Here is a 17,684-nt window from a genome sequence, read left to right as displayed (position 1 = left end):
TGTATTTAATGACGAGCAGGGCTTTGTTTTGTTACTCAGTGCTTTTTGCTCACTATTCGATGTCAAGTTGTGTTGTAATCAAAGATTTTCTTGAACTTTTTGGGAAGTTCATCGCTAATGCGGATAATTTGTTTGGTAAACGGATGCTCAAACTCCAGTGAATAGGCATGCAGGTATAAACCTTTGCCTTTTAAAATTAAGCCGTCCAGAGGATAATCCCTATCACCAAGAATTGGATTTCCAATGCTGAACAGATGTTTACGCAATTGGTGCCTTCTGCCCGTTTTGGGATGCAACCTCACTAAATTGAGGCTGCCGAAACGCTCGGAGAGGACAGATTTCATAACTTCATAATCCGATTGTGAGGGTTTACCGTCAATTGCTGTTTCAATCCTGCCATTTGGTTTCATGTTGCCAATGGTAATGGCATAATAGGTTTTGACAATCTTTTTTTCTTCAAACAATTTGTTCAAAGCACGAATGCTACTTGCTGTTTTGCCCACCAGAACAATTCCCGTAGTAGCGTAGTCCAGGCGGTGGACGGGTTGGGGTATTGTAGCATCCAAAAGTATACTCGCTTCTAGGTTTTGTGACAAGGCATTGGCAAGGGTTCTGAATTTATTCCCGCTCACTTCAATACCCGCTGGTTTGTGAACGGCGGCCACATATTCATCTTCATATAAAACCCTTAAGGACAATTCCAAGGGTTTTACAGGTAAGATCTTCTGTGGCATTGCAAAAGTAATTTGCTCCCCACCTGCAATAAGGGTGGCCGTTGTGGCAACCCTACCATTAACTTTGACGTACTGCTTTTTTAGGGCTTTTTTTAGTGCCGATTTTGTGGAGAAAGCCTCAAAAAGGCCTACACCGTATTCTTGTAGCCGTTGGGGCTTTGGGATGTCTGGGACGGTATGGGTTTCGACTTTAAAGATGTATCAAAAGTATTGATTTTCAGTAAAGTCGTGGCGTATTCAAACATTAACCATCCTTTAGGATGGATTTTTTGTATTTGGCAGCTGCTTTTTTGAACTTTACTTTAAAATAAAATCAACATGAAACTAGAAGGAAAAGTAGCATACATCACAGGAGGGACCAAAGGTATTGGATACGGAATTGCCAAAAGTTTATTGGAGCAAGGCATGAAGGTAGCCATTAGTGGCCGTAGTAAAGAAAGTGCAGATACTGCGGTTAAAGGCTTGAACAATCCTAACCATGTTTTGGGATTAGTATCCGATGTGTCCAATTTGGAAGATGAACAAAAGGCGGTTGCCGCCATATTGGATAAATGGGGACAACTGGATGTAGTTATGGCCAATGCAGGGGTCGGACATTTTGCACCCATCGATGAATTGAAAGATGACAAATGGCACCAAATGATCAACACCAACTTGAACGGGGTGTACCATACGCTAAAGGCTTCTGTCGATGCGCTAAAAAAGTCTGAAGGCTATTATATGACTTTGGCCAGTTTGGCGGGCACCAACTTTTTTGCGCAAGGTGCCGGCTATAATGCCACCAAATTTGGCGTGGTAGGATTTACCCAAGCCGCGATGCTGGATTTAAGGCCATACAACATCAAAGTAACGACTATAATGCCGGGCTCCGTGGCTTCCCACTTCAACGACAATGAGCCATCGGACAAAGATGCATGGAAAATCCAACCGGAGGATATTGGAAAGTTGGTCATCGATTTACTGACCATGCATCCACGTACCTTGCCCAGTAAAATCGAGGTGCGTCCCACACGTCCGGATTTGAAATAATCAGTCAATCTTTTCGATAAGGGGAAGGTTGGCATCACAAATTTCCCGGATCAAAGCAAAAAGATAGTTTTCAAAGGTTGTAAGGGTATCCGAGTCTATTCGGGTATCCTTGTCTTGTGTAAAGGGTAAGAGTCCTTGACTCAATTTTTTAAAGGATATAATTCCTGCGTGGACATCGCTTCTGCCGTGTTTTTTGGCATAGAGGTAAGCGTAGCAGAGCAATTGAAAAGCCTTGCTCTTATCATAGGTCGTGATTAAATCTTCCCAATCCGTGATTTTCACATTTTTCGGCTCTACCTTGCCCGTTTTGTAGTCGATGATTCGAATGGTACCGTCGAATTCATCCACACGGTCCAAAGTTCCTTTTAGTTTGATGGGAAAATCAACTCCTGGAACCGTTATCAAGGCTTCATAGCGTTCTTCCAGGGCCAGTATTTTGATTTGATGACGCTTAAGTTGTTTGATTTCATTATCAAAGAAGTTGTACAGATATTTCAGGATAACATTGTACACCAATAGAAACCTTCCCTGGGAAGCATCGACCCCAGAAAGATTTTTGCTAAAATGATGCTGCACCACACGGGGCACTTCTTTTTTCAGGGATTTAATGAGTTTATCCGTTAACGTTTCACCAATTATAGGGGTATAGAGCTGCTCGAGACTATCATGGATAATAGTGCCGAAAGTGTTGGCCGCAATAGTCTCCTCCACTTCATCCAAATCATTGATTTTAAGGATGTTACTTGTGTAAAAGTCAATGGGGTTTTTAATGTAGTTGGTCAAGGAGGTCGGAGAAAAACCATTTTGGGCAAAGGCTTTCAAATCCGCCATGAATTTTTCATCTTTTTGGATTTGGATGGGTTGCCGTGCTTCAATGGAAATTTTTGGGGTAGCGATGGAGTGCGTCACATTGTCTTTTAAGCGCTCATCGGTGAGCAATTGGGTAATCAATCTGCTTTTTTCGCCCCCCTCCAGCACATCCGGTTCGGTATTGTAGGTAATGTAAATGTTCTTCGCGCGCTGGATCAGGCGGTAAAAGTGATACACGTAGATAGCATCTTTTTCCTTGTAGGTGGGAAGGCCATAGTCCCGTTTGACATCAAATGGAATAAAGGAATTGTTCGATTTTCCGGAAGGGAGTATGCCTTCGTTCACCGAAGTGATGATGACCGTTTCAAAATCCAAGTTTCGACTTTCCAACATTCCCATGATTTGAAAACCGGTCAACGGTTGGCCAATAAAATCCAAGGACTCCATATTGGCTAACTGCTTGAATAGATTTTTGATGGATTTTAGGTCTCCCACAATATCAACTTTGTCCAGATACTGTCCCAATTGATTGAAAAGCGCGTAGAATCGGTACAAGTATTCCAGTTCAAGGGCATTTTTCTCCTTTTGATATATAGTCTTCAGGTGTTCAATGAGGGTTAAGGAGTGCGTTATCCATCCCATTGGGGAAAGGGCGGTATCGGGAAAGATAATATGCAACAGCTGTTTTGCTTCCGGATATGCATTGAGGGCAGCCTTGTTCAGATGTATAAGGTTGTGTTCTTTGATATCCTCGGATATGCGTTGGGCAAAATTCCCTTTATCCTTTGTAGATAGGGTCAAGGTATATGGATTGGAGATAAATTCCAGTACGCGTTTATAGAACCAGCCATTTTCCGAGGTGTTGATTTGAAGCTCCAGAAAACTGACAAAGAAGGAGTAGAGCACGGTTTTGTTCAACGGCATCCCCATGGTAATGTTTACCTCGGGAATAGTTTCTGGAACGGCATGCAGCATGGGATTGAGTAAGGTTTCGTCGGCCAGGACCAAGGCTGTTTTTGTGAGATCAATGTCCGTGGATTGACCAAATTCTTCCAACAATCGACCTACATACTTGGTCTGTGAGATATTTTTGGGGACTCCTGTGATAACGATGTTCTTTTTGGAGAGAAAGTTGCTCTGCGGCGATATTTTATGTCCATGCTTGTAATAGGGCCAATTAAATTGATAGTTTCTGATGAAAAGGCCGGCATCGTGTATGGGGTCGTTCAAAAAATAGGAATCTATATCCCAGTAGATATGGGAATTTCCTGCTTCCAGATAGTGTTGGATAACGTTGGATTCGGCGTTGTTCAAGGCATTAAAGCCCACAAAAATGATGGGGTTGGATGCTGTTCCTTTTGGTTGCTCTTGTTGGAGGACTTTTACCGCTTCCCTTTGAATCAATCCTTGGTATCCGCGTTTTTGTTCCAGTAAACTGGTATAAAAACGGTCGTAAATGATTTCCAAATTCTTCCATAACTGCAGATAATTCTCCACAAGTTCGGATTTGTCCTTATTTGTGGACCAATGGTTGATTTCCTTGATGGCGGAAAGATAATTTAGGATGTCCTTTGCTGGAATAAGGTAGCCGTCGATTTCATTGAAATCTTGTAATAGGGTTTGCCCCCAGTTCATAAAAGAGGCAAAATCGTCTGGATTTTCTTTTTGGGAAGTTTTGTACACTTCATAAAGCGCCAACAATAGATCGATGTTCGATGTTTGTTGGATGTCCGTAAGATTTCCAATGAATTCTTGAATGGATACGATTTCTGGACTGAATATGTTTTTTTCCAGCCGATGGGAAATATGTTTTTTAAGGAAGGTTCCCGAACGTTTACTGGGGAGCACAAAGGTACAGGTGGTAATGTCCAGTTGCTTACTTGCCAGGTCGTCCAGCACATATTCGAGAAAACTTTGTTGCATGGATTAAAAATAAAAAAGGCCCCGCATTTGCGGAGCCTTTTTCAAGAAAACTTTGCTTCTTTTATTATTTCACCAAGTTGATTTCAACTCGTCTGTTTTGTGCTCTACCAGCTCTTGTGTTGTTGGTAGCAATTGGCTTCTCTTCACCATATCCGATGGCAGACAATCTACTGGCATCGATACCTTTGTCGATCAAGAAGTTTCTAACAGAGTTAGCTCTTTCTTCAGACAATTTTTGGTTCAATTTATCGCTACCTACGCTGTCAGTGTGACCCTCTACAGTAAACTTAGCAGTTGGGTACTCGTTCAAGATTTGGATAATGTCAACCATTACAGAAGTAGATTCTGCTTTGATAGAAGACTTACCAGTATCGAACAAGATAGTTCTAGCGTAATCGTTCAATTGTTTCTGAACTTCCTCAGTTACTTCTGGGCAACCGTTGTTAGCAACAGTACCGGCAACATCTGGACACTGATCGTCTTTGTCAAGTACACCGTCACCGTCAGCATCTGGCCATGGGCATCCTTTGTTAGCAGCAGGTCCAGCTTCGTTAGGACATTCATCATCCTTGTCGGCAACACCGTCACCGTCAGCATCAGGACAACCAGCCAGTGCAGGAAGACCAGCAGTGTTTGGACAAGCATCATCTTTATCGGCAACACCGTCACCGTCAGAATCAGGACATCCGTTCATTTCTTTTGAACCAGCTTCGTTAGGACAAGCGTCTTTAGCATCCTCGATACCGTCACCGTCAGAATCAGGACATCCGTTGAATGCTGCTAGACCAGCAACTTCTGGACAAGCATCGTCTTTGTCGTAGATACCGTCACCATCAGTGTCAGTACCACCAAATTTGATGCTAAGACCAGCCATGTGCTGGAAGTGCTTTACCAAGTAATCTTCGAAAGCATGCTTGTATTGTGTTTGTAGTGTGAAACCTAGGTTGTCAGAAAACCAGAAGTTAACACCAATACCACCATTCACGGTACCGGCACCAATTTCGTCAACCCAAGTGTAACCACCACCAATCTCTACGAAAGGATCAACTACAGTGTTTTTAAGAATGTTGTACTTAATAGTACCATCTATAGCGTAGTGAGAAAGATCATCGGCTTCGAAGTCTCCCAATTTTTCGATTCTGTTCAAAGAACCTCTAGCTCCTACAGAGAAACCATCACCAATGTACTTGGAAACGCCAATGTAAGATACAGACGGCAAAATGTTCCAGTGATCGGTAACGTTGAAGTACTCGTCGAACAACGTAGTACTAGAGAACGGGTTGTTCTCATCATTTGTAGGATAGACGTCTATTGCATTCACCCCTATGCTTACCTGCCAGGGATTATTTTCGTCTTGCGCTTGTATGCTGTTGACCCCTACAAATACAAGAGCAACAACCAATAATTTGCTAAGATGTTTCATGCTCAAAATTTTAAGTTTAAGTGTTTATCAGCAGCAAATGTAAGTTGTTAAGACTTATTAACAAAATCTAAATTTCTTTTTTTTTGACTCATTTGCCAGAAGATTTGTTGCATTTCGTCGATTTTAGATCACCTTCAACGATTTTCCCACCTTGATAAATGCATTAATTGCTCGGTCTAGATGCTCCTTTTCGTGGGCCGCGGAGAGCTGCACGCGAATCCTTGCCTTGTCTTTGGGTACTACGGGATAGAAGAATCCTATCACATATATACCTTCTTTAAGCAACATATCCGCCATGTCTTGGGACAATTTGGCGTCATAGAGCATTACCGGCACTATGGCAGAATCCCCATCAATAATATCAAAACCGGCTTCTTTCATACCTTTTTTGAAGTACTCCGTATTGTGCATTAGTTTATCGCGTAGGGAGGTGTCCTTGTCCAACATCTCGAATACTTTTATGGAAGCTCCCACAATGGCGGGTGCCAAGGAATTGGAAAACAAATAAGGTCTAGAACGCTGGCGCAGCATTTCTATGATTTCCTTTTTTCCTGTGGTATAGCCTCCCATGGCACCGCCCAAGGCCTTGCCTAAGGTGCCCGTAATAATGTCGATACGGTCCATTACGCCTTTTTCTTCCAATGTTCCGCGACCCGTCTCACCGATGAACCCTGCGGCATGGCATTCATCGATCATGACCATGGCATCGTATTTATCGGCCAAGTCACAGATTTTGTCCAATGGGGCTAACAAGCCATCCATGGAAAACACACCATCCGTTACAATAATCTTGAATCGGGCGCCATCTGCATTGCTCTGTTTGAGCTGTTTTTCCAAATCGGCCATGTCGTTGTTCGCGTAGCGGTAACGTTTTGCCTTGCACAAACGCACCCCATCGATGATGGAAGCGTGGTTCAGCGAATCGGAGATAATAGCGTCTTCCGCAGTGAGCAAGGGTTCAAACACTCCTCCGTTGGCATCAAAGGCAGCTGCGTATAATATGGTATCCTCAGTTCCATAGAAATGGGCTATTTTTTGTTCCAGTTCCTTGTGAATGTCTTGCGTTCCACAAATAAAGCGAACGGACGACATTCCAAATCCGTGCGTATCCAAAGCATCTTTAGCGGCCTGGACCACCTCTGGGTGCGAGGAAAGCCCCAAATAATTGTTTGCGCAAAAGTTGATGACCTCTTCACCTGTTGAGATTTTTATAACGGCTCCTTGGGGAGAAGTAATGATGCGTTCCTTTTTAAATAGGCCAGCTTCTTCAATTTCCTTTAACTCCTGGGCCAAGTGCTCTTTAATTTTTCCGTACATATCTTTTAAATCGGTTTATACAAAAATAGGGTCTATTTCTTGGTCAATATAAACAATAATGGATTGTTTTATTTCAAAGTCCATTTCTCTCAAAACATCGGCGTAGTTGGCAATCTGTTCTTTGTGTTTAGGCGATGGCTTCCCTGTTTTGTAATCGACGACCGTTGCCTGTTTTCCATCAAGGACTATTCTGTCGGGGCGAAGGGACTGTCCGCCCGTGGTCAGTATTTCCTGCTCGTTAAGGATGCGAAGATGCTCCAAAAAGAGCCCTGCCAGCTTCGGGTGGTTTACAACTGCCAATACTTTTTGTTTGATGCTCGCTGAGGATTCCTTCGGAAAATGTCCTTCAATCTCCAAACGCTCCAATATGGGATCGACATCTTTCGCCGTCTTGATTTGACTTAAGGCAAAATGAATCACGTTCCCCATTTCAATGGCCTCCAATCGCTCATCGTCCCATAGACGACCCGATGTGGTGGAAATGGCAAACCCACGCTCGGTTTTGGCTCGGGAGACGTAGGGAATGTAGTTCGCTGTGGATGCAATAGCTTTCTTGGTGCTTTCCGAAGGAAAAGTGCCAATGGCATAAATATCACCTTCGGTTTCGGTCAAATTGTGTTGCTGAACGTACCATTGAAAAAGGTCTTGGTAAGATGAGGCGGCTTCTATGCTTGCTATCTCCTTTTTGCTCTTTTCTGTAATAACGAACAGGCCTTTTTCGGGACGGGTGAGCGCCACATATAGCACGTTCATGGCATCCAATAAAGACTTTTGCTCCACTTCCAAGTATTTGGCCTGTGTTACGGGGTTATATTCCAGCATATCGCTCTTGGTGTTCAAAAGGAACTCATCCAGCCCTATTTCGTCTTCTTGCGATGTTGCGGCAACCCACGACTTTTTGTCCCTTTTGATCAATGTTGAATCGGCAAACGGAAAAATCACAAATGGGAACTCAAGCCCTTTGGCTTTATGAATGGTCATAATTTTTACGGCATCCACACCGTCCGGCGCTGCAATGGAAAGCGATTCTTTTTTGGATTCCCAGAAATTAAGGAACGCATACACGCTGGGTCCCTCCCTTTTTTCAAGGTCAAGTACCTCGTCCATCAAAAAGGAAATATGAGCTAAGGAACCCTCATTCAATTTAAATTGAACTATGGCAGTTTCTAAAATGGTAAGTACGGGCTTGCCCTTTAATTGGGACACATCAAAACCATGCTCTTTGGCCAAAAAGGGTATGATAGTCTCCAAATGTTGGGCAATAAAGGTGTGTTCGCCTTTTGCATCGGTACAGATATACCTTAATATTTTATAGGCTGCTTCGCGGTCGGTTGGATTTTCAAAAATTCGGAGGATAGAAACCAAAAAGACGACTTTCTCATTTTTTGCCAATAAAAGCGCATCCGAAGAAATGATGGGAATCTCATGCTGTGCCAAAAAATCGGCCAAGAGCATTCCTTTTTCATTGGACCGAACCAAGACGCATATATCAGCAAAAGCATGATGTTCCGAAACAAGTCGCTGAATGATTTTTAGTGTTTCGTTGCAATATGTCCCGTCTTTGTCTTCGAGGTCACCATCCAAAAAGGATAGTTGGATGTAACCACCGGGCTTGTTGTTTGTTTTTTGGTGCGAGTCGTTCAAAAACAGATTTCGGTAATCCTCTTGCGCCAATACCGGAGCCGAAGCGGTAAAAAAACTATTGTTGAAGTTTACTATTTGGTCTTGGCTTCGCCAGTTGGTATCCAAGGAATGGATGCTTGGTTCCACGACAAAGGGATTGAATCTTCCGTTGGTCAAGTTTAAAAATTGCTCTGCCCTTCCGCCACGCCAACGATAAATGGCCTGTTTTACATCGCCGACCAGAAAAAGGGAACCGCGTTCTTGTTTTTGATCCTCACTTTCCAAGGCATTGCCAATGAGTGGCACAAGGTTTTCCCATTGCATTTTTGAGGTATCCTGAAACTCATCGATAAAATAATGATGGTATTTCTCGCCCATCCGTTCATAAATAAAGGGAACCGGCTGGTTTTTGATTTCTTTGGACAGAATGGCGTTCAGGGACGAGATGGGTACAATGTCCCTATCCAATTCGATATTCTTGATTTCCTTGGCGATTTCGTTCAGGACCGTCATTGGTACGATGTTGCCATAAATGTTTTGGAGGTAACTGTACCGATAGATAAATTCTTTTAGGGAGAGGTAATTTTGAAGGACAAAAGTAGCCAAACCGGTCACATCTCTTTTGTCAGTCGACTTTAGCAACTTTCCTTCAATCAGATTGGGCTCCAATGTTTTTGCGGCATACAATTTTTTTGGGTCGAGTTCTCCATCCACCATTTTTTTAAAATGGTTGGGCAATGTTTTATATGGAAAATCAGCAAACTCAAATCCTTGTCGCTCAATTTCCGAAAGTGTTTCTTGCGCAAGCTGTTTCACTTTGTCCTGAATGGCCTTGCTTTTCGAGGCAATCAGCTTTTGGATATGGGTAAAATCTGAAATGGATTTTTCACGCAATGGTTCAATGTGCTCGGCATGGTTCTCCTGAAACAGCAGTTTTCCGATTTCCGTCAAATCGTAAGCAATGTTCCAGCTTTTGTCATCGTCGATTTTTTCCAAGGAAAAGGCGATCAGCACTTCGGTAAGTTCTTCGTCATTTCCCGCTCGTCCCAATAAACGCCCCACCGCTTCCTCCAACAATAAATCCTGATTGAGTTCTACCTCAAAATTTTGGGAAAGATGGAGGTCACGGGCGAAGGTCTTTATGATTTTGTGGTTGAACTTATCTATGGTAGAAATCTCAAAAAAAGAATAGTTGTGAAGAATCCGTTTTAGGATGAGTTGGGAACGTTGCCGTAACTGTTCCTCCGTCAAGGAAAGTTCTTCACAAAGGGATAAAAACAGACTTTTCTGTTTTTCGGGGACAGTTTCTTGCCCGAAAGCGAACAAATTGTCCAGAATCCGGGTCTTCATTTCCTCGACCGCCTTGTTGGTAAAGGTAATTGCCAGTATTTGGCGAAACTTTATAGGGGAATCGTTTGCGAGCAGTAAGGTGAGGTAGGCCTTGGCAAGGGCATAGGTTTTACCCGAACCGGCCGATGCGCTGTATATTTTAAAATTTGACCCCTTCAAAAGTGTTTTTCCTGCAAAATAAGGATTCCTTACCTCATGTTAACATGGTTTTAGCGGAATATAAATGTTAAAATCCGTATTTTTACGTGAACAAAGTAATAACCTAAAAAAACAAGATAATTATGGCTTTTGAATTACCTAAATTACCGTATGCATACGATGCGTTGGAACCTCATATAGACGCTAGAACCATGGAAATCCACCATACCAAGCACCACAATGGTTACACCACCAAATTGAACGGCGCTATTGAAGGAACCGACTTGGAAGGTAAGGGAATCGTTGATATTCTTTCCAACTTGGATATGTCCAACGGAGCCGTTAGGAATAATGGAGGCGGATTTTTTAACCACAGCTTGTTCTGGGAAGTAATGTCCCCGAATGGTGGTGGAAAACCATCTGGAGAGTTGGCTTCTGCTATTGATGAGGCTTTTGGTTCCTTTGACGCTTTCAAGGAAAAATTCTCCAATGCAGCAGCCACGCAGTTCGGTTCCGGATGGGCTTGGCTTTGTGTGCATAAAGGAGGCAAGTTGGAGGTATGTTCTACTCCTAACCAAGACAACCCCATTATGCCTGGAGTAGCCTGCGAAGGATATCCTATTTTGGGATTGGACGTTTGGGAGCACGCCTACTATTTGCATTACCAAAACTTGAGACCCGATTATATTGCTGCATTCTTTAATGTGATCAATTGGGACAAGGTTTCCGAAAACTACGCAGCTAGTAAATAGTAACTAGTTCATTTATAAATATAAAGCCGTGTACTTGGTGCACGGCTTTTTTGTTTCATTTTTTTCCAAAATAGAAAAGGGCGAGGAAGTCCTCACCCTTTTCGTCCCAAATCTTACCATAAACTTAACCTACTTATGCTATGGCGAGACTAAAATACTGGTATTGTGAGAAATAACAAAGGGTTTTAAAAAATATTTTACTTTTTTGAAGAAAAAGAAATGGAGCAGTTCATCGATAAAATGGATAAAACCTTGGTAGTCAAATATAAAGAAGGCGGAGCATGCTCCGCCTTCTTTCCCCAAATCTTACCATGAACTTAACCTACTTATGCTATGGTCTTCCAAAAGTAAGGCGGAGGATTATTTCTTTCGTAAGCTTTTAGATGAAACCCCTGTAAATGGGTTGAAGTGTATAACAATCGTCAATAATTGATAAATGTCAAGAAAGTTGGCTCGATTGTCAGGCTTTTTGAGGACTGTAGAAAATAAAAAAGGTGGAATAGCTTCCACCTTTTTTGCCCCAAATCTTACCATGAACTTAACCTACTTATGCTATGGCAAGCACTAAAGTAGGATGGCACATTGCCGAACGTATAAAAACCCGCTGTTCTACGGGATTCGTCGATAAAATGCACGCTTTCAGCTGTTTTTAAGGTGTTTCAGCACTAATACGCCCGTTCGTTCTTGCCTTCAAAAAAGTTGATAAATGCCTTATTGACCACCCGGTTTCCTCCTGGAGTAGGGTAATTTCCGGTAAAGTACCAGTCTCCCAAGTTTTTGGGACAAGCACTGTGCAATCCCTCTATGGTCTGATAAATGATTTCAACCTCTGCATTGATATCTTCCGGGCTCAAAATTTCTCCAATTTTTTTGGAAATCTGTTTGGCCGAGAAAGGTGCATAAAATTCTTTTACGTGATTAATGGCCTCTTTGTTCGGTGCTTTGGTCTGGGCCACACACTTATGGTAGATTTCTTCGATCAAATGGGTGGTCCCATGGTCTTCGTGAAGTGCCTTTGCTGCCTTAAAGGCTACAAAATCCTCCAGTTTGGCCATATCGATGCCATAACAATCTGGATAGCGAATTTGAGGGGCCGAAGATACCACGATGATTTTCTTTGGTGACAATCGGTCCAAAATTTTAAGGATACTGCGTTTGAGTGTGGTTCCTCTTACAATACTATCATCAATAATCACAAGGTTGTCCGTACTTTTCACGGAACCATAAGAAATGTCGTAAACGTGGGTCACCAAATCATCACGGCTACTGTCCTGTGTGATAAAGGTGCGTAGTTTGGCATCCTTAATGGCCACCTTTTCAATACGTGGGCGAATGGCCAAAATTCGGTGAAGTTCTTCCCTATCGATGTTACCGCCCATCGCCAAAATTTGCTCCTCTTTTTTCTTGTTGAGGTAGTTTTGGGCTTCTTTCACCATCCCGAAGAACGATGTTTCCGCAGTATTGGGGATATAGGAGAAAACGGTATTCTCCAAATCGTTGTCGATGGACTTCAGTATTTCTGGAAAAACCAATTTTCCCAGTTTTTTTCGTTCTTGATAGATTTCTTTGTCGCTACCTCGGGAAAAATAGATACGTTCAAAAGAACAGGCTTTTCGCTCCGTAGGCTCCAAAATCTGTTTCAAGGCCATGGAGCCACTTTTCTTAATGACGATGGCATGACCGGGGTCAAGCTCATGTACATCTTCAAAATTCACATTGAAAACGGTTTGAATAACGGGCCGCTCTGATGCCACGACCACTACTTCGTCATCTTGATAATAATAGGCAGGGCGAATTCCCGCAGGGTCGCGCATTACAAAGGCATCCCCATGTCCGATAAGTCCGCTCATGGCATAACCGCCATCCCAGTTTTTGGATGCCTTTCTCAAGATTTTGGCCACATTCAACCGCTCAGCAATAAGCGCCGAAGCTTCCCTTTTGGTGTAACCCTCTTTTTTGATCTGTTTGTAAAGCTTGGCAACTGCGTCATCCAAAAAGTGACCAATTTTTTCCATCACGGTTACGGTATCTGCCTTTTCCTTGGGATGCTGTCCCAATTCCACCAGATTTCCGAAGAGCTCGTCAACATTGGTCATGTTAAAGTTCCCGGCCACAATAAGGTTACGGTGCATCCAGTTGTTCTGCCTCAAAAACGGGTGAACGCTCTCTATACTGTTTTTTCCAAAAGTTCCGTAACGAACGTGCCCCATCAAAAGTTCACCAATGTATGGGATGTTCTTTTTCTGCCAAGCCACATCATCTTCCCGATCGGGATTTTGCGTCAAAGCGGTGTTAATGCGATTGTTGATCTGGGCGAAGATATCTTGTATCGGCTGTTGTTCGGCCGATCGTACACGGCTCATGTACCGTTCCCCGGGTTCCATGTCCATTTTGATACTTGCAAAACCGGCGCCGTCCTGTCCGCGGTTGTGCTGCTTCTCCATCATTAGGTACATCTTGTTTACGCCGTAAAAAGCTGTACCGTACTTTTCTTTGTAGTACTCCAAGGGTTTAAGCAAACGGATCAACGATATTCCGCATTCGTGCTTAATGGGATCACTCATAACAAACCTAATAAAAAAAGCCCCGAAATTCTCAGGGCAAACATTTATGTTAATTCAATATTGAACTGTGTCAATTCCTTAAACTCGGCCAGGCGGGCATCCACCTCGCTCTTTTTTAAATCTACCATCCGTTCGGTACCAAAGCGTTCTACACAGAACGATGCTAAATTGGAGCCATGGATAATGGCATTTTTCATGCTTTCAAAGGATATGTTTCCGGTTTCGGTCAAATATCCTGCAAAGCCTCCGGCAAAGGTGTCGCCTGCACCGGTAGGGTCGAAAACTTCTTCCAAAGGAAGTGCTGGGGCAAAGAAAATCTGGTCTTTGTGGAACAAAAGGGCACCGTGTTCCCCTTTTTTGATCACCACATATCTAGGGCCCATCTCCTGAATTTTGGCTGCCGCTTTCACCAAGGAATACTCGTTGGTCAATTGCCTCGCCTCCTCATCATTTATGGTGATGACATCAATTTTTGAAATCACCTTCATCAAATCATCCCAACTATGGTCCATCCAAAAGTTCATGGTATCCAAAACTATAAGCTTTGGTCGTTTTTCCATCTGATTAATTACACTCATCTGAATATTTGGATGCAGATTGCCCAACATCACAATATCGGCATCGGTGTAAGCTTCGGGTACAATGGGGTTAAAATCTGCCAAGGTGTTGAGCTCGGTGGCCAAGGTGTCCCGTGAGTTAAGGTCGTTATGGTATTTTCCTTCCCAGAAAAAAGTTTTACCACCCTTCACGATTTCCACGCCGCTGAGATCAATATCCTTGTCCTTTAAAATATCCATGTAGGATTGCGGAAAATCGTCACCCACTACGGATACGATGGCGGAGTCGATATCAAATTGTGAAGCGGCCAACCCAATAAAGGTGCCAGCGCCCCCCAGTATTCTGCCAGTTTTCCCGAACGGTGTTTCAATGGCATCGAAAGCCATGGTTCCCACAATCAGTAATTTACCCATTCCCTAAATTTTTGGTGCAAATATACGGTTTACCCTTTCCAATTTGTACAAAGGGCGTTCCAATTATGAAAAAATGGAAATATCAGCACGAAGACAGGTTACTTTCTGCCAAAATCGGCCGGTATTTCACCCCAGGCCTTAGTTTCCCACTTCACAATTGGGGTATTGAACCGATTTTTTTTGAGCCAAAGTTCGGCTCGTTCAATCAGTTCGAAAAGCTGTTCGTTTTTATGGGTTTTTTCCAGTTTGGTACCGCACTTTTTCTTGCGCACCCAACCAATTGCGATTCGGGAATCGGAGTAAAGAATGCGGTCACTCTTTTTTTGTTGGAGAAAGGCAAGTCCGTGCACCAGGGCCAAAAATTCGCCCACATTGCTCGTGCCCTGTTCAAACGGACCCTGGTGAAAAAGAACTCGCTTCGTCTTGGTGTCCACACCGCGGTATTCCATTTTTCCGGGGTTTCCGCTCGAAGCGGCATCCACGGCTATGGAATTGTAATTGGGCTCCCCTATTTTCAAAAGTTCCTCGGGGCTGAGTTCGCTTTTGCCCTTGGATTTGCCTTTATATTCCAAATAATTGCCATTAAAGGCCTTTTTTGCCTCTTCAAAAGTGGCGAACGACTTGTATTGGGCACCTTTTATCCCATCAATTTGGGCCTTGCAATCTGCCCAAGACTCAAAAATGCCTGGGTGCTTTCCTTTCCAAACCACATAAAACTTCTTTTTTTTGGCCATTAGGACAACACTTTTTCAATCACTTGGGGAAAATGCTCATATTCCAGCTGATGTACTTTTTGGGCAATGCTTTCCGGGGTGTCCGAAGCTTCAACTTTGGTTTTCGCCTGAAAGATGATGGCACCCTCATCATAATTTTCGTTCACATAATGAATTGTAATACCGGTTTCAGTCTCCTTATTGTCCTTTACCGCTTGATGCACTCTGTCTCCATACATGCCCTTTCCGCCATATTTGGGCAACAAAGCAGGGTGTATGTTGATGATTTTGTTTGGAAATGCTTCGATAAGATGGGTGGGAACTTTCCAAAGAAAGCCTGCCAAAACAATCAAATCCGCATCCAATCCCTTTAAAAGCCGGAGTACGGCATCGGATTCCCTAAAGGCTGGTTTGTTAAAATAAAACCCCGGCACCCCCAAGCGGTCACAACGTTCAAGGACCACGGCAGCACTCTTGTTGGTGAGCACCGCAACGACTTCTGCTTGGGACTTTTCGCTAAAAAAGGAAATAATATTTTCGGCATTGGACCCACTGCCCGACGCGAAGATTACAATTCGTTTCATTCGTTAGGAATTGACGTGATTTTAATTTAAATTACGACAGCTAAAGTAAGGTACAGCATTTGAAGAACTTTAATTTCGAGCACATTTTATCGTTAAATAGTGTATTTAATCCAAAGTTTTATATTTTTGCCAACGATTTAAATTTTTAAAACCACAATAATTATGTCAGACATTGCATCAAGAGTAAAGGCTATCATCGTTGATAAACTGGGTGTAGATGAGAATGAAGTTGTAGCGGAAGCTAGCTTTACCAACGACTTAGGAGCGGATTCCTTGGACACTGTTGAACTTATCATGGAGTTTGAGAAAGAATTTGATATTCAGATACCAGATGACCAAGCAGAAAACATCGCCACTGTGGGTCAAGCCATTAGCTATATAGAAGAAGCTAAGTAATTATATGATATATCGCTAAAGATTAAAAATTATCCATGTGGTTGTTATCGCATGGATAATTTTTTTTATAATTAACGTCTAAAGGGTAAAAAAATAGTTCAATGCAGTTAAAGCGAGTTGTAGTTACTGGTATGGGAGCATTAACCCCCATTGGTAACAATTTGGAAGCTTATTGGGAAGGACTACGGACCGGCAAGAGCGGTTCTGCCCCCATTACATATTTCGACACCGAAAAATTCAAGACTAAGTTCGCTTGCGAGCTTAAAGGGTACGACCCCATGGATTTTTTCGATAGAAAAGAGGCAAGAAAACTAGATAAATTTGCCCAATACGCCCTAGTATCTTCGGACGAGGCAATTGCGGACTCTGGGATTGATCTGGACGTTGTGGACAAGTTTAGGGTAGGAGTTATATGGGGTGCTGGAATAGGTGGATTGGAAACCTTTCAGAACGAGGTGATCGGATACGCCCAAGGAGATGGTACACCACGCTTCAATCCTTTCTTTATCCCAAAAATGATTGCAGATATTGCACCGGGCAATATTTCCATCAAACATGGATTTATGGGTCCCAACTATACTACGGTTTCTGCTTGTGCATCCTCGGCAAATGCCATGATCGATGCACTGAACTATATCAGGTTGGGACATTGCGATGTCATCGTTACCGGAGGTAGCGAGGCGGCAGTGACCATTGCGGGTATGGGCGGATTCAACGCCATGCATGCGCTTTCCACCAGAAATGAAAGCCCCGAAACAGCATCGCGACCATTTGATGCCACACGTGATGGTTTTGTATTGGGCGAAGGTGGAGGAGCACTTATACTTGAGGAGTATGAGCATGCCAAGGCACGTGGAGCGAAAATTTACGCTGAAGTATTGGGCGGAGGACTATCAAGTGACGCCTACCACATGACTGCCCCACACCCAGAGGGAATAGGAGTGGTGAAAGTGATGGAAAATTGCTTGCAAAACGCTGGATTGAAACCTGAGGATGTAGATGCCATCAATACACACGGTACTTCAACACCACTGGGAGATGTTGCTGAACTTAAGGCGATAACCAAAGTGTTTGGGGACCACGCACCAAAAATCAACATCAACTCTACCAAGTCCATGACCGGACACTTGTTGGGAGCGGCTGGGGCCATAGAGGCAATTGCCTCCATTTTGGCCATGGAATACAGCTTGGTGCCACCTACCATTAACCATAGTGTTGTGGATGAGCAAATAGATCCATCGTTGAACTTGACCTTGAACAAGGCTCAAGAACGTGAGGTAAAGGTGGCCATGAGCAATACCTTTGGCTTTGGAGGACACAATGCCTGTCTTTTATTCAAAAAATTAGGGTAGTTTTG

13 protein-coding genes are annotated in these 17,684 nt (G+C 43.2%); 4 read left to right on the top strand and 9 right to left on the bottom strand.

Annotated elements, in window-relative coordinates; all coding sequences use genetic code 11:
- Positions 1 to 62 precede the first annotated feature (62 nt).
- Positions 63 to 734 carry an RluA family pseudouridine synthase gene (locus tag EO130_RS04140; protein WP_313781247.1) on the bottom strand — a complete coding sequence of 224 codons (672 nt, stop codon included), beginning with the start codon at positions 732 to 734 and terminating at the stop codon, positions 63 to 65.
- 318 nt (positions 735 to 1,052) lie between these two features.
- Here EO130_RS04140 and EO130_RS04135 point away from each other — a divergent pair, with 318 nt between their 5' ends.
- Entirely contained in the window at positions 1,053 to 1,763 is a 711-nt protein-coding gene (locus EO130_RS04135; protein WP_127140262.1) for an SDR family oxidoreductase, read from the top strand.
- Here EO130_RS04135 and EO130_RS04130 read toward each other — a convergent pair whose 3' ends face one another.
- The 4 genes from EO130_RS04130 to EO130_RS04115 form a co-directional block, all read right to left on the bottom strand.
- Positions 1,764 to 4,496 carry a PD-(D/E)XK nuclease family protein gene (locus EO130_RS04130; RefSeq protein WP_127140261.1) on the bottom strand — a complete coding sequence of 911 codons (2,733 nt, stop codon included), beginning with the start codon at positions 4,494 to 4,496 and terminating at the stop codon, positions 1,764 to 1,766. It lies immediately after the preceding gene.
- A gap of 64 nt (positions 4,497 to 4,560) precedes the next feature.
- Positions 4,561 to 5,919 (bottom strand): OmpA family protein, encoded by a 1,359-nt coding sequence (locus EO130_RS04125; RefSeq protein ID WP_127140260.1) that lies wholly within the window; start codon positions 5,917 to 5,919, stop codon positions 4,561 to 4,563.
- Positions 5,920 to 6,042: 123 nt separating this feature from the next.
- Positions 6,043 to 7,236, bottom strand: coding sequence for a glycine C-acetyltransferase (gene kbl, locus EO130_RS04120; protein WP_127140259.1), 1,194 nt, complete (start codon positions 7,234 to 7,236; stop codon positions 6,043 to 6,045).
- A gap of 15 nt (positions 7,237 to 7,251) precedes the next feature.
- Positions 7,252 to 10,368 (bottom strand): UvrD-helicase domain-containing protein, encoded by a 3,117-nt coding sequence (locus tag EO130_RS04115; RefSeq protein ID WP_127140258.1) that lies wholly within the window; start codon positions 10,366 to 10,368, stop codon positions 7,252 to 7,254.
- A gap of 122 nt (positions 10,369 to 10,490) precedes the next feature.
- Here EO130_RS04115 and EO130_RS04110 point away from each other — a divergent pair, with 122 nt between their 5' ends.
- Complete coding sequence (locus tag EO130_RS04110) at positions 10,491 to 11,099, top strand: superoxide dismutase (RefSeq protein ID WP_127140257.1); 609 nt, start codon at positions 10,491 to 10,493, stop codon at positions 11,097 to 11,099.
- Positions 11,100 to 11,764: 665 nt separating this feature from the next.
- Here the strand turns inward: EO130_RS04110 and EO130_RS04105 are convergent.
- The 4 genes from EO130_RS04105 to purN all read right to left on the bottom strand — a co-directional run bounded on the left by EO130_RS04105 (position 11,765) and on the right by purN (position 15,931).
- Positions 11,765 to 13,663: an amidophosphoribosyltransferase gene (locus EO130_RS04105; protein WP_127140256.1), complete on the bottom strand. Its 1,899-nt coding sequence runs from the start codon at positions 13,661 to 13,663 to the stop codon at positions 11,765 to 11,767.
- 44 nt (positions 13,664 to 13,707) lie between these two features.
- The gene (locus EO130_RS04100) at positions 13,708 to 14,634 is read right to left on the bottom strand and encodes a PfkB family carbohydrate kinase (RefSeq protein ID WP_127140255.1); all 927 of its coding nucleotides are present in this window, start codon (positions 14,632 to 14,634) and stop codon (positions 13,708 to 13,710) included.
- Positions 14,635 to 14,732: 98 nt separating this feature from the next.
- Complete coding sequence (locus tag EO130_RS04095) at positions 14,733 to 15,368, bottom strand: ribonuclease H1 domain-containing protein (RefSeq protein ID WP_127140254.1); 636 nt, start codon at positions 15,366 to 15,368, stop codon at positions 14,733 to 14,735.
- Complete coding sequence (gene purN, locus EO130_RS04090; RefSeq protein ID WP_127140253.1) at positions 15,368 to 15,931, bottom strand: phosphoribosylglycinamide formyltransferase; 564 nt, start codon at positions 15,929 to 15,931, stop codon at positions 15,368 to 15,370. The genes EO130_RS04095 and purN overlap by 1 nt, the downstream gene beginning before the upstream one ends.
- Positions 15,932 to 16,093: 162 nt before the next feature.
- Here purN and EO130_RS04085 point away from each other — a divergent pair, with 162 nt between their 5' ends.
- Complete coding sequence (locus EO130_RS04085; RefSeq protein WP_009778413.1) at positions 16,094 to 16,327, top strand: acyl carrier protein; 234 nt, start codon at positions 16,094 to 16,096, stop codon at positions 16,325 to 16,327.
- 101 nt (positions 16,328 to 16,428) lie between these two features.
- Positions 16,429 to 17,679 carry a beta-ketoacyl-ACP synthase II gene (fabF, locus tag EO130_RS04080; protein WP_127140252.1) on the top strand — a complete coding sequence of 417 codons (1,251 nt, stop codon included), beginning with the start codon at positions 16,429 to 16,431 and terminating at the stop codon, positions 17,677 to 17,679.
- Positions 17,680 to 17,684: the final 5 nt, after the last annotated feature.

Source organism: Flagellimonas marinaquae (genome assembly GCF_003992675.1).
Lineage (GTDB): Bacteria > Bacteroidota > Bacteroidia > Flavobacteriales > Flavobacteriaceae > Flagellimonas > Flagellimonas marinaquae.
This window is presented reverse-complemented; position numbering and strand designations above follow the sequence as displayed.